The organism is Pseudoalteromonas sp. MelDa3 (assembly GCF_002863625.1).
Taxonomy (GTDB): Bacteria; Pseudomonadota; Gammaproteobacteria; order Enterobacterales; family Alteromonadaceae; genus Pseudoalteromonas; species Pseudoalteromonas arctica.
On the sequence record NZ_PJBR01000024.1, the window covers coordinates 29,128 to 42,068 of the forward strand.

The following is a 12,941-nucleotide window of genomic DNA, read 5'->3' on the forward strand; positions in this document are numbered from 1 at the left end:
CGTGAAAATTACAGATACTAGCGTCAAGCGCCCCGTTTTTGCCATTGTAATTAATTTACTGCTTCTTACTTTTGGACTGGTTGCGTTTACTATGCTGCCACTTCGTGAATACCCGGATATTGAAACGCCGATTGTAAATATCAGCACTGAATACACAGGTGCTTCTGCCGAAATTATAGAAACCAAAATAACGCAAATAATAGAAAATCGAATTTCAGGTATTGAAGGTATTAAAAGTATTAACTCATCGAGTCGTAATGGACGTTCAAACATTACCATTGAGTTTGATATTAACCGCGACATAGATGCAGCATCTAACGATGTACGCGAACGTGTAGCACGTGCACTTGATAGTTTGCCCGATCAGGTACGCCCGCCAGAAGTATCTAAATCAAATAGTGATGAAAGCCCAATCGCCTGGTTTGTATTAAACAGCGAAACAATGGACTCGTTACAGCTCTCTGATTACGCGCAGCGTTTTATTGTTGACCGCTTAGCCGTAGTAGATGGTGTGTCTAACGTACGTATTGGTGGTGAGCGCCAATACGCCATGAAAATTTGGCTAAACCGCCAAGCAATGGCTGCACGGGGTATTACCTCAAGCGATATAGAAAATACACTTCGTACAGAAAACGTTGAGTTACCGGCTGGCGAAATAGAATCTATAGATCGTGACTTTACCGTGCGTACTGCCCGTAGTTATAAAGATCAGCGCGATTTTAAAAACCTGGTAATTAAACGTGGTGATGAAGGTTACTTAGTACGTTTAGGTGAAGTTGCCGATGTACGTTTAGAAGCTGCCGATGACGAAAGCTTATTTCGTGGTAACGGGCGTAATATGATTGGCTTAGGTATTGTAAAACAAGCTAAAGCAAACACACTAACCGTAGTAGATAACGCACGCAGCGAACTTGAAAAAATCAAACGCAACCTACCTGAAGGCACTACAATTCAAGACAGCTACGATTCGTCTGTATTTATTAAAGAGTCTATCAATGAAGTTTACAGCACGCTTGCCATCTCTATGGGTTTAGTCGTACTCGTTATATTTTTGTTTTTAGGCAATATACGAGCAACGCTTATCCCTGCGGTCACCGTACCGGTCGCACTTGTTGGTAGCTTTATGTTTTTATTGGCAATGGGCTACTCAATTAACTTACTCACTTTACTTGCCTTAGTACTAGCCATTGGTTTAGTAGTAGATGATGCCATTGTAATGCTTGAAAACATTCACCGCCGTATTGAACTGGGTGAGCCGCCGTTACTAGCTGCATTTAGAGGCGCGCGTGAAGTAGGTTTCGCTATAGTAGCAACCACGCTTGTACTAATATCGGTGTTTGTGCCATTAGTATTTATGGATGGCCGTATAGGTGCATTATTTACTGAGTTTGCTATGGCGGTAAGTGCTGCCGTATTTTTCTCAAGTGTTACAGCACTGACTCTCGCACCAGCCTTGTGCTCTAAAGTACTTAAAGTATCAGACAAACCAAATAAATTTAGCCAATGGATGGACCGCCAGTTTACTAAAATTGAAGTAAGTTACCGTAATTCACTCTCCACCAACATAACCCGTAAATGGGGTTTAATGGTGAGCCTATTATTAGCTGGCTTTGTTAGTTACTCGTTGTTTTTACAAGTTCCTTCTGAGCTAACGCCAAAAGAAGATCGTGGCACGTTCTTTATTATGATGAGCGGCCCTGAGGGCGCAAGTTACGAAAATAACGCCGCTAATATGGCTAAAATTGAAGAGCGCTTAATGCCTTATTCGCAAGCCGGTGAGCTAAGTCGCGTACTTGTTCGAGTGCCTGGCTGGGGTGGCAGCGGCGGTGTTGCGATTGTGGGTATGGCCGATTGGGATAAACGCAAACGCTCAACGTGGGAAGTAATGGATGAAATAAGCGGTAAAATGCAAGAAGTTACCGATGTTCGTGCATTTGCCATTATGCGCCGTGGTATTGGTGGTGGTGGCTCATCTCGCCCAATTGAGTTTGTACTGCAAGGTAATGATTATGCACAACTTGCCGATTGGCGTGACCGTATAATAAAGCGTGCTGAACAAAACCCTGGTTTAGTAAGAATCGATCATGATTATAAAGAAACCTTCCCACAGTTTTTAGTCAGCATAGATAAAAACAAAGCTGCCGATTTAGGCGTTTCGGTATCTGATGTAGGCCGTACACTAGAAACAATGCTTGGCCAGCGCCGTGTTACGACCTTTATTGACCGCGGTGAAGAATACGATGTGATTTTAAAAGGGACAAAAGAAGATTTTACCAACCCTACTGATATTTCAAATATATACCTTAAATCACGAAGCGGTGAACTAGTTCCACTTGATAGCCTTATCAGCTTAAAAGAAGAAGCAACAGCATCGCGCTTAAACCGTTACAACCGTATGCGTGCAATTACATTAAGCGCCAACTTAGCCGACGGTTATACACTTGAGCAAGCGCTTAACTTTTTAAACGAAGTAGCCGCGCAAGAAAACGATATAGATGGCGCAGTAGATTACAAAGGTGAATCGCAGCTTTATTACGAAGGCGCATCAGCGATGACCTACGTATTTATACTTGCACTCACCGTTACCTTCTTGGTACTTGCTGCGCAGTTTGAAAGCTTTATGCACCCATTTGTAATTATGCTTACCGTACCGCTTGGTTTAATGGGTGCTATGTTTGGGCTTTGGGCTACAGGACTGACCTTAAATATTTACAGCCAAATAGGTATTGTTATGCTCATAGGCTTAAGTGCTAAAAATGGTATTTTGATTGTAGAATTTACTAACCAATTACGCGATAAAGGCGTTGAGTTTAGTGAAGCAATACTACAAGCGGCTACCCAGCGCCTTCGCCCAATAATAATGACCTCACTTACAACCGTTATGAGCTCTGTTCCTTTGGTTTTTGCTTCAGGCCCCGGCGCCGAAAGCCGTATGGTAATTGGTGTAGTTGTGTTTACAGGGGTTATTGTATCTACCCTGCTGACTCTTTTTGTTGTACCTGCTGCGTATTATGCTCTATCGAAAAATACACAGTCACCTGAGTTTTTACAACAAAAGCTGAATAAACAAGCTGCTGAAAAGCCTTTCGAAGAGATCTAATCTCTTTATTGCGCCGTAACCTTGTTGTTGCGGCGCATACAATTTATGCTCGCCTTTAAACTCCATATACATTTTAGGAATACTTATGAGCTCAACAACGCAAGTAGCAACATTTGGTGGCGGCTGTTTTTGGTGTATAGATGCAGCATTTAGACGTGTAAATGGCGTATTAGATGTGAGTTCTGGCTATACCGGTGGCGAAACCGACACCCCAACCTATAATTCTGTATGCTCTGGCACAACTGGGCACGCTGAGGTTGTTAAAATTGAATTTGATACCACTGTAGTTAGCTTTGAAACACTTTTAGCAATGTTTTTCACTTTGCATGATGCTACACAATTGAATCGCCAAGGTAACGATATAGGCACACAATATAGAAGCGTTGTTTACTATCACGACGAAGCTCAACTAAAGCAAACCAATGAAATGATAGCTCAACTGCAAAGCCATGTGAGTGAGCCAATTGTGACAGAAGTCAGCCCTGCCACCACGTATTATCCAGCAGAGCATTATCATCAAGATTACTATAACGAAAACCCACAGCAGGGTTACTGTAGTATTTTAATAGCACCTAAATTACATAAATTTGAAACCGTATTTAAAGAGTTCTTAGTTGACTAGCTAATTTGAGCAGTTAAATTGATTAGTTAAACTTAGCTACACATTAAAAAGCCCGACATAAGTCGGGCTTTCTAATATTAATAAATACCGTTAAAACTGGTAGCTTGCGCCTGCAAAAAAGCGACGCTCTGGCGTGTTGTAGTAATACACTTGACCCGTTGTAAAATCAGTATTTGAATCAACAGCGTTATACTCTTTATCAAATAAGTTTTCTACACGAAGCGAAACTTCAATATGCTCATTTACTTGATAATTACCCGCTAAGTTCCAAAGCGTGTATGACCCTAAACGCGTCACAGCACCTTGTCGGTCGCTACGGTATTGCATGTCTAAGCTCGCATCAAACGCACCAAACTGTTTTGCAAGTTCCCAATTAAATGTACGTTTAGCAACATTGCGCAGCTCTGCGCCCGTTTCTTCGTCTTCTGCACTTAAATAAGCAAAGTTAAGGTTGCTATCAAAACCAAAAAACTGCTGAGATAAGCTAAATTCAACCCCTTCATAACGTGCTTCATCAATATTAGCTAATGCAAAGTTTGCATCGTAATCAATTTTATCTTCTATATCGTTTCTAAAAATTGCAACATCAACTTGCGCAATATCAAAGTCCACACTCAAACCTAACTCACGGTTTACTGATTTTTCAGGCTGTAAATCAGGGTTACCATAAAGTGGGAAATATAAATCGTTAAATGTAGGGGCTTTAAAGCCAGTACTTTGGCTTATACGAAATGTTGCATCTTCAGATAAATGATAACCCGCAGCGGCTGTATACGTTGTTTCGTCGCCAAATTGCTCGTCGTCATCTTGGCGAACAGTTAAATTAGCTAATACTTTATCTGCATCGTAGTAAGCACCTACAAACACAGCAAGTACATCTCGGCTGTCTTCAACAAATAGTTGCGAACTATGAGATACATCATCGTTGTACCAATTAACACCACCACTAATGTTAAGCTCATCAGATAATAGGTATTGGCCGTTATAATCAATTTGTGTGCGTTTAGTTATAAAAGTACTTGTTGTTGGTCCAACTGAAAAATCGACATATGTATTGTCTGAATCATCCGTTGCTAGCGCTAAATCAATACTGTGCGTTTGGTTAGTGTAGTTTTTACTCCAACCTGCAGAAAGCTGATAGTTTTTAAAATCATCTCGTTCAATCGTACTGTCGGCTGGGCTAAAGCGGCTGTCGTAATCTGCGAAACCTTCACTGTATTGACCTAATAACTTAAAGTCGCCGTAGTGTGCATCAGTATAATTTACTTTAAAACCAAGATTTTTATTTTCATAGCCATCTTCATCTGGTGCTACGCCTTGCAGTACATCAAAGTTATCTGTTTTTTCAAAGCCTGCATTAAATGCTGTTGTTATATCGCCTGATTTTACAGAGCCTGCCACTTGATAATTTTGGTAAGAATCAGAACCAAACGTAGCACTCACAGATAAGTTATCTGATTCACGCGTTATAATGTTAATTACGCCAGCAAGTGCATCAGAGCCGTAAACAGCCGCGCGAGAACCCTTAATAATTTCAATGCGTTCAATACTATTTAGAGGGACATTATTTAATGCTTTTTGACCAAGTGTTGCTGAGCCCGTACGTACACCATCAATCAAAATTAGCGTATCGCCAGAGCCAGTACCACGAAGTGACACACCTGTATTTTGGCCAAAACCACCGTTTGGATTAACCTGAAAACCAACTCGAGTGCTTAATAAGGTTGGTAAATCGCGTACGTTGCTTGCTTCTATTTCTGCACGCTCAATAACATTTACACTTGCTAAAACGTCATTGATTGATTGCTCAAATTTATTAGCTGTAACGGTTATTTTTTCAATTGATTGCTCTGCGCCAAACACAGAAAATGAAAGCGCAGCAGAAATAGCAACGCCTAAAGTTGTTTTGTTTAACATGATGTCCCCTACCTTTGCCCACCGCAAAGATTTAAGTAAGTAAGATTGCATCAAGGCCGGTCTCCGGACTCAGTAAGCAAATCAAAATATGCAATACTTTACCGTTGCGGGGGCAGTGTTGGGCTTGTAGTCATCATGAAAACGCACCAACTTCCCGATTATCCTGCTAAAAAAATCATTACATGAAGTGGCTAGCAAGCACCTTGAAAATATGTCGCTATTGTGAGTATTTTGTTTACAAATGTCAATGGACGTCTATACAGCTAAAAACATTTAAAATGCAGTTGGGGGCTAGTATAGTTTGAAGAAACTCCATATTTATCAAGTAGCTTCTTAAGTTGTATTTGTGTAGTAGGTAAGCTTAGTATTTCATCCATTTTATTACTAGTGATCTTATTTGATTTAGAGTTAACTAAAAAGTGCGTTTTATAAACGGCATCTGGTACGTTACTTTTATAGAGTAAATCCATATTAAAAGTATTTTGATTTTTAAAATATTGGTAAGCAATATTATTTAAAACGCCTACTTCCGCGCGCTTTAATAGCAGCATTTTAACCACATTGAATTCATCAATGGTTAAACTTACTTGATGTTCCTCACTTAAAAATTCGGCATCGGTATTAAATCCAGCAAATTGATACGAGTACCCCAGAACCCCAACCTTTGTTAATGACGTAATGTCGTCAAAGTAAGCTTGCTCATTTGTATTTTCTTTAAGCGTATAAAGCTCATTTTTGGTAATGGTATAAAATTCGGTTTTTTCAATGTTTTCTTGCGCTGATAGTGGGATCCATTGCAGTGCCATTAAAAATAAAACATCAAAATTATTTTTTTCAACTGACAAAGCAAGCCTTTTTACAGGTAGAGAATTAAGTACGAAATTAAACTCCTGCTGTGCTCCGTTTAAAATCTTAATAAACTCAGGAGCAAAACCCTGTTTTTTTTGCGCATTAATAATAATGGGAAAGTAGCCATCTTCAACCAGTACATCAATATCAACTGTTTTTGATAAGCTTGGTTTGGTAAATGTAAGCAAAACAAATAACAAAAATAATTGATGACGTTTCATTTTAATACCTTCTAGTGTGAAGTACTTAATTGCATGTGATTAAATATAATAGCTTAAATATCAAAAAGGAGATTAATACATACGGGAGTATCTAGGCAGCAAAGAGGGATAATAGTGAGATATTTAAAAAGAGTAAGTAGCTTCAATCTGTCTGTAAGTATAAACAGATTAAAGCATGCTTAATTTAAAACTATTTATTAATTAATCGCGGAAATTTTTAAACTGAAAAGGTTGACCTAGCTCAGCACTGCGCACTACTTGCATAGCCTCTTGAAGATCGTCACGTTTTTTACCCGTTACACGTACTTCTTCGCCTTGGATAGCAGCTTGAACTTTAACTTTAGAGTCTTTAATGGCTTTAACTACTTTTTTAGCCATGTCCTTTTCGATACCTTGCTTTAAGCCAACGTTACGAAATACATTTTTACCTGCACGGGTAATATCTTGAAGCTCTAAGCTTGATACATCCATACCACGCTTAGATATTTTGTTAGCTAAAATATCAAATAATTGCATAACCTGAGAGTCTGCTTCAGCTTTAAGCTTAATTGTTTTGTCATTTAGCTCAATAGATGCATCAACGCCTCTAAAGTCAAAGCGAGTCTCTAGCTCACGATTTGCATTATCAACGGCGTTTTTAGCTTCGTTCATTTCTACTTCAGATACAATATCAAATGAAGGCATTGGTTTGCTCCTAACTATTTAATCTTAATTTTATGTGGTAATTATAACGCTAAAATTATAAATCTTTACATTTTTCTGCATCTTGTTCAGGTGCGATATTAAATTAGTTTGATATACTTGCGCCTCTTTTTTAAGCGATTTTAGGATTTGTCGTGACAAGGCGTGTTTATCAAGCAATTTTTTTAATCAGCATAGTAGCTTTTACCTTTTTATTTGCCAAAGAAATAAAAGGTGGCGTTGTAAATTTATTTCCTCATGTTGATAAAGTGGCCCATTTTGGGATTTTTTTTATACTAGCCATAATAATGGATAAAGCGTTTAAGCTTCCTTTATATGCGCAAATACTTTTATTGGCAGGTTATGGCGCCTCTATAGAAATAATGCAAGACGCACTTCCATATAGGCAAGCATCACTCGGTGATTTTTTTGCTGATTTTGCAGGTGCCGCAAGCTACTTTTTACTTAGAGTAATTTTTACACCTCGAAAAAAGAACCCGTATGGCTAATATTTTAATTGTCGGCGATGGTGCTATTGGCTTGTTACTTGGTCATTTTCTAAGTGCGTCGCATAATGTCAGTGTTTTAACTCGCAAAAGCCCAACAAATACCCGCTTTTATAGTCGAGGTAAGGGGGCATCTAAAAAAATTGACGCACAATTTATTACATTAAATCAGCTAAATAAAGCAGCTGAATTTGATGTTGTTTTATTTACCGTTAAAGCCTTTCAAGTACTTGATGCATTTACGCAAATAAAGCCATTTTTACCAAATCATTGCTCTGTTGTACTTTCGCATAACGGAATGGGTAATGTTGATGAGGTAAATAGCCAACTAAGCACTCACCAAGCACTCTACTTTTTAACTACAAGCATAGCGGGCTTTAAATCAAACCAATACATTGTGCAGCACACTGGTGAGGGACAAAGTGTTATTGGTGCTTGTAATGAATTAGCTTTTCAAAATAGCGCGCCAATAGCTGATATTTTTAAAGTGATACCCAGCCTAAAGTTTACTAATAACATTCAGCAGCTTCGTTTTGAAAAACTACTCGTAAATATTGCCATTAACCCATTAAGCGCTTTAAGTAATGTAAAAAATGGTGAGTTACGCGCACCTAAGTACAACGCTATAATTTTTAATGCACTCACTGAAGCATGCAATATAGCAAAGGTACAAGGGCTTAATATCCCATTGATTAAAGCACTTAATACCGCTTATAAAATAATGGAATTAACGTCTGACAATTACTCTTCAATGCATCAAGACGTAGCGCATTGCAGAGAAACTGAAATATCAGCTATATGTGGCTATATTGGCCAACAAGGTAAAATTTACGGTATTCCTACACCTTACAATGATGAGTTGTTTGTCAAAATTCAGGCAAAAAAAAGCGTGGTATAAACCACGCTTATATAAATTCTTAACTTTAAGACGACAAACCTTATGGGCGGTAAACTTTTACCGTTTCAAAGCCTTGTTCGTGCAGCATAAGTGCCTGTAGTTGGCTCATTACGCCTCTATCACAATATAAATAGTAGTCGGTGTCTTTTGGTAAATCACCAAACTTAGTCGCCAGACGGAAGAACGGTAAATGAACCACTTCAACATCGTCGATTGCAAGCGGTGCAGCTTCTTCTTCTTCTGGTGAGCGAATATCAACTACCACAGAGCCTACAGGCAAATCAGCAACCGATTCAGCTTCTTTAAGTTCTTGTTTGGCTTCTACGTCAATATCACGCACGTCCATTATACGTGCGTTGTTTACAACGGTATCAAGTACATCAAAGTCGAACTTTTCTTCTTCACCAAGAATAACGTCTATTTTGGCTTTAACCGTTGGCTTTTTAGAAATAACACCACAGTATTCAGGCATTGTTTCTGCCATTTCGGCCGTACCAATTTGACGAGCAATATTAATAATTTCTTGCTTATCGTGTTGAATAAGCGGGCGTAAAATAAGCGTTTCAGTAACACGGTCAATCACGTTTAAATTCGCTAATGTTTGACTAGATACTTGGCCAATACTTTCGCCAGTGACAAGTGCTTGAATGTTTAACTTTTGCGCAACCACACTCCCTGCGCGCATCATCATACGTTTAAGTACAACACCCATTTGACTGTTTTCAACGTTTTCTAAAATTTCAGCAACAACAGGTTCAAAATCAACCGTTACAAATTTAACTTTATGTGTAGAGCTGTATTTTTTCCATAAGTAGTAGCTTGCTTGCTTAACGCCAATTTCGTGCGCTGCGCCACCTAGATTAAAGAATAAAAAGTGTGTGCGTGCGCCTTTTCGAATCATTTGATAACTTGCTACGCCAGAGTCAAAACCACCCGACATAAGCGAAAGCACATCTTCTTGAGTTGGCAAAGGAAAACCAGCCATACCAAAATGTGTATGAGAAACAATGTAAGCTTTATCGTCTTTTACTTCTAGGCGTATTGTTACTTCTGGGCGGCTAAGCTTTACGCTTGCGCCTTCAATATGCTGATTTAATCCACCACCAACATAACGCTCTAAATCAGTTGAGGTAAAATCGTGTTGCCCTATGCGCTTAGCACGAACACAAAAGGTTTTACCTACAATAGTATGACCAACTAAAGCGATGGTTTTTTGATAAATATCATCAAGAGTTTCGAATTGTGTTTCGGTTACTTCAATAAATTGAACAATGCCAGGGATGCGTTTAAGGCTATCGATAAAATCAAGGCGAACTTGCGCGTCTTCAAGCTTTGTAACAACTGAAATGTTATCCCAGTTATTTCTTACTTGTACTTTTTCGTCAACACGGCGCAATACAATTTTAATGTTATTTTCTAACACTTTAGTAAAGCGTTTACGGACTGAACGGCTTTTAATGGCTATTTCAGGATGTAGTTTGACGATAAATTTAAGCATAGTTCACTCTTAGACTGCGGGAATTCGCGCTCCCAGGCATTTGGCGCGGGATTATAGCAAAAAATTCAGCGCCTAGGAAACAGCCTATTACTATCGATTAAACTACAGCTAGGGCCTGTTTATCTTTCGAGGTTAAATTTGCAGCAGTGTGTTTGGTATTTAGGCAAGGCAGAGCCTATGTAGTGTGGTTATTCCCCATAAATAGGCGATAACTTAGCATAAATACCAAACAAGCGCTGCCCAAAGGGTTCAGCCTAGGGGCGATTAACTCTTTGTTGCTTGGTTTTTACTTAGCCCACTAGGTTACAAACCTCGCGTCGCGATTTAATCGCCCCTAGATTGAACAAATTTTAATCCTGAAAGGTCAACAGGCCCTAAGGCTTGTTGCGCTAATTCAGTATATTTTTCACGTAGCAGGTTCATTTTATCAATGCTTTTATCGGTACTGTACGCTCTAAATAATGTAAGTACTTTTAAAATGCCATGATATATATCTTGCTCAGCAAGCGTACCACTTGGCCTACGGGCTTTAATATAAGGCGTCCAAAAACTAACCGTTAGCTTTAGTGTATGTGCTAAATCAATGACATCTTGCTCATCAATAGCAATCATTTCACTGTCGCGAAGTCCTAAAATAATTTTACGAACTTGCTCTAACAACTCTAACTGAAAATCAATATAAGCTTGTTTTAAATCAGCATCTCTAGAGAGAATATCCCCGAGATTATCGTAAAAAAAATGATAGCGCCACATCAGCTCAAATAACGAATCTAGGTAAGCCGTTAAATGATTAAATGCATCATCATCTTTATTAATAGGTTTAAAGTGAGTATTTAAATGATCGCGATACAGCGCAAAAATATGACGGATAATGTCTTCTTTATTTTTAAAATGATAATAAAGATTACCCGGGCTCATCCCTAAGTTTGATGCAATATGATTTGTCGTTATTGCACGCTCACCATTTTCGTTAAACAACAAAATACTGGTGTGTATTATTTTATCCTTGGTATTCATATGCTAATACTCAAATTATCTATAGGCTACATTACACTCAAAAGAGGTAAACAGTATAAACAAATATGAATCATTAAAACACTCCCACCATGGACTGACCTGTTTAAAGAAAGTAAGTGTTTATATGCTTTTTTAGCTAGGCTGCTTTGTGGCATAAACACTGTTAAACTAGCGCTAAAATAATAAATAGTGAACATTATGAAAGTTATTGCAATTTACCCTGGCACCTTTGATCCACTAACTAATGGGCACACAGACCTTATTCAACGTGCAGCTAAAATGTTTGATACTGTATTAGTTGCGGTAGCTAATAACCCAAGTAAAAAACCCTGCTTTAACCTTGAAGAACGTGTTGAGCTTGCAAACTCTATTTTAAGCCACATAGATAATGTTAAGGTGATTGGTTTTTCTGGTTTATTGGCTGATCTTGCACGCGAGCACAATGCTAATGTGCTTATTCGCGGTATTAGAGCTGTATCTGATTTTGACTATGAATTTCAATTAGCTAACATGAACCGCCGCCTGAACCCCGACTTAGAAAGTGTATTTTTAACACCCGCTGAGCGAAATTCATTTATTTCATCAACACTCGTTAAAGAAGTAGCTCGCCACAATGGTGATGTAAGCGAGTTTGTAGACCCGGTAATTGTTAAAGCGCTAAAAACTAAATTGGGCTGTGGTGCCAGTTAATAATAAATAAGGCCTGTTAGCACTGAAATCTATTACTAATAGGCCCTTTTATTAAACACTTTATTTAGCTTTCCTTCTAACCAAGCAAGTTTTAAAATATCTTTACCTATAAAGAAAACTAAAACCATGGTCAAATCTGTAAAATTTATACCTACTATGTACACCCACCAGAACCACCAAAATTCATAATGGTGCATAACATCATTATCTATATACATTGCAAAAAATAGTGAGGTGTTTATACCTAAACCAAATAATAAATAAATGTATACGCTGCTAATCTTTATAAAAAAACCAGATAAAATAATAACAAATAGAGTAATAATATCGAATAAGAAAAAATCGAAGTAAGTAATCGCGTCCATATCAATAAACATACTAGAAGAGTAAGAAAGTGCCATGATGAAAGATAGCCAAACAATGCTTTTATCTGCGCTATTTATCGAACTTGCTAAAGAATATAAAAAAGCCATCAAAAAGCCCCATTGTACAAAAATACCTATATAAAAAGAGATATTTGTATTTAAAAGTAGCTCAACCATTTTACTCCAACACTAGATAAAAAATTATTATACCGCTTTACATATTACGGCAACATCAAATAAAGGCACAAAATCACTCTTCTTTTAAGTTGAGCTTTACTGCCTCAGCGATCTAAACTTAACTTTCTAACACATCTTAAAAGCTTGTTTAAGCCTAAAAAATCCTTATTGATGATTAATACCAATGCCATTGTAAAGTCGACAAAATACATTCCAAAAATATAAACAGTCCAAAACCACCAATAGTAAAGAGTACCTGCAATTTCAATATCGTAGTGCATACCTAAAAATAAACATGCATTAATAAAAAGGCCTACAATTAAATAGGAGAAAGCAATTGGTACTAATTTTTTATATATAAATCGCCAAAGTATCAGGGCGCTAATAGTAGCAAGATCAT

At 38.0% G+C, this 12,941-nt stretch carries 11 protein-coding genes, 1 pseudogene and 1 riboswitch; of the genes and pseudogenes, 5 read left to right on the forward strand and 7 right to left on the reverse strand.

The window, feature by feature from the left end; translation table 11 throughout:
* Position 1 precedes the first annotated feature (1 nt).
* Positions 2–3,100 carry an efflux RND transporter permease subunit gene (locus CXF89_RS07155; RefSeq protein WP_010553194.1) on the forward strand — a complete coding sequence of 1,033 codons (3,099 nt, stop codon included), beginning with the start codon at positions 2–4 and terminating at the stop codon, positions 3,098–3,100.
* Between the two features lie 85 nt (positions 3,101–3,185).
* Positions 3,186–3,722, forward strand: coding sequence for a peptide-methionine (S)-S-oxide reductase MsrA (gene msrA, locus CXF89_RS07160; RefSeq protein WP_121954211.1), 537 nt, complete (start codon positions 3,186–3,188; stop codon positions 3,720–3,722).
* A 90-nt stretch (positions 3,723–3,812) separates the two neighbouring features.
* On the opposite strand, the gene CXF89_RS07165 is transcribed toward msrA, so the two are convergent.
* The 3 genes from CXF89_RS07165 to CXF89_RS07175 form a co-directional block, all read right to left on the reverse strand.
* Complete coding sequence (locus CXF89_RS07165; RefSeq protein WP_121954212.1) at positions 3,813–5,639, reverse strand: TonB-dependent receptor domain-containing protein; 1,827 nt, start codon at positions 5,637–5,639, stop codon at positions 3,813–3,815.
* A 36-nt stretch (positions 5,640–5,675) separates the two neighbouring features.
* Positions 5,676–5,860: riboswitch (cobalamin riboswitch) on the reverse strand.
* A gap of 42 nt (positions 5,861–5,902) precedes the next feature.
* A complete protein-coding gene (locus tag CXF89_RS07170) occupies positions 5,903–6,709 on the reverse strand; it encodes a type 2 periplasmic-binding domain-containing protein (protein WP_121954213.1) in 807 nt (268 codons plus the stop codon).
* A 201-nt stretch (positions 6,710–6,910) separates the two neighbouring features.
* Positions 6,911–7,393 carry a YajQ family cyclic di-GMP-binding protein gene (locus CXF89_RS07175; protein ID WP_007377833.1) on the reverse strand — a complete coding sequence of 161 codons (483 nt, stop codon included), beginning with the start codon at positions 7,391–7,393 and terminating at the stop codon, positions 6,911–6,913.
* Between the two features lie 152 nt (positions 7,394–7,545).
* On the opposite strand from CXF89_RS07175, the gene CXF89_RS07180 reads away from it, so the two are divergent.
* Together CXF89_RS07180 and CXF89_RS07185 are read left to right on the forward strand one after the other, a co-directional pair.
* On the forward strand, positions 7,546–7,899 hold the full coding sequence (locus CXF89_RS07180; RefSeq protein WP_007581666.1) for a VanZ family protein: 354 nt from the start codon (positions 7,546–7,548) through the stop codon (positions 7,897–7,899).
* Entirely contained in the window at positions 7,892–8,794 is a 903-nt protein-coding gene (locus CXF89_RS07185) for a ketopantoate reductase family protein (RefSeq protein WP_121954214.1), read from the forward strand. The genes CXF89_RS07180 and CXF89_RS07185 overlap by 8 nt, the downstream gene beginning before the upstream one ends.
* Positions 8,795–8,834: 40 nt before the next feature.
* On the opposite strand, the gene thiI is transcribed toward CXF89_RS07185, so the two are convergent.
* Positions 8,835–10,292: a tRNA uracil 4-sulfurtransferase ThiI gene (gene thiI / locus CXF89_RS07190; RefSeq protein ID WP_121954215.1), complete on the reverse strand. Its 1,458-nt coding sequence runs from the start codon at positions 10,290–10,292 to the stop codon at positions 8,835–8,837.
* Between the two features lie 324 nt (positions 10,293–10,616).
* The gene (locus CXF89_RS07195) at positions 10,617–11,309 is read right to left on the reverse strand and encodes a TetR/AcrR family transcriptional regulator (RefSeq protein ID WP_024592300.1); all 693 of its coding nucleotides are present in this window, start codon (positions 11,307–11,309) and stop codon (positions 10,617–10,619) included.
* Between the two features lie 198 nt (positions 11,310–11,507).
* Here CXF89_RS07195 and coaD point away from each other — a divergent pair, with 198 nt between their 5' ends.
* Positions 11,508–11,999 (forward strand): pantetheine-phosphate adenylyltransferase, encoded by a 492-nt coding sequence (gene coaD, locus CXF89_RS07200; RefSeq protein WP_024609006.1) that lies wholly within the window; start codon positions 11,508–11,510, stop codon positions 11,997–11,999.
* 35 nt (positions 12,000–12,034) lie between these two features.
* Here the strand turns inward: coaD and CXF89_RS07205 are convergent, their stop codons facing one another.
* Positions 12,035–12,541 carry a hypothetical protein gene (locus CXF89_RS07205; RefSeq protein WP_121954216.1) on the reverse strand — a complete coding sequence of 169 codons (507 nt, stop codon included), beginning with the start codon at positions 12,539–12,541 and terminating at the stop codon, positions 12,035–12,037.
* A gap of 104 nt (positions 12,542–12,645) precedes the next feature.
* Positions 12,646–12,941 (reverse strand): annotated as a pseudogene (locus tag CXF89_RS21280) (hypothetical protein); the annotation flags it as partial.

What these genes read in the sequence shown, in the direction of transcription:
- msrA (WP_121954211.1), top strand. Translation starts at nt 3,186, where the DNA reads ATGAGCTCAACAACGCAAGTAGCAACATTTGGTGGCGGCTGTTTTTGG.
- CXF89_RS07165 (WP_121954212.1), bottom strand. Translation starts at nt 5,639, where the DNA reads ATGTTAAACAAAACAACTTTAGGCGTTGCTATTTCTGCTGCGCTTTCA.
- CXF89_RS07170 (WP_121954213.1), bottom strand. Translation starts at nt 6,709, where the DNA reads ATGAAACGTCATCAATTATTTTTGTTATTTGTTTTGCTTACATTTACC.
- CXF89_RS07205 (WP_121954216.1), bottom strand. Translation starts at nt 12,541, where the DNA reads ATGGTTGAGCTACTTTTAAATACAAATATCTCTTTTTATATAGGTATT.
- CXF89_RS07185 (WP_121954214.1), top strand. Translation starts at nt 7,892, where the DNA reads ATGGCTAATATTTTAATTGTCGGCGATGGTGCTATTGGCTTGTTACTT.
- CXF89_RS07195 (WP_024592300.1), bottom strand. Translation starts at nt 11,309, where the DNA reads ATGAATACCAAGGATAAAATAATACACACCAGTATTTTGTTGTTTAAC.
- coaD (WP_024609006.1), top strand. Translation starts at nt 11,508, where the DNA reads ATGAAAGTTATTGCAATTTACCCTGGCACCTTTGATCCACTAACTAAT.
- CXF89_RS07175 (WP_007377833.1), bottom strand. Translation starts at nt 7,393, where the DNA reads ATGCCTTCATTTGATATTGTATCTGAAGTAGAAATGAACGAAGCTAAA.
- thiI (WP_121954215.1), bottom strand. Translation starts at nt 10,292, where the DNA reads ATGCTTAAATTTATCGTCAAACTACATCCTGAAATAGCCATTAAAAGC.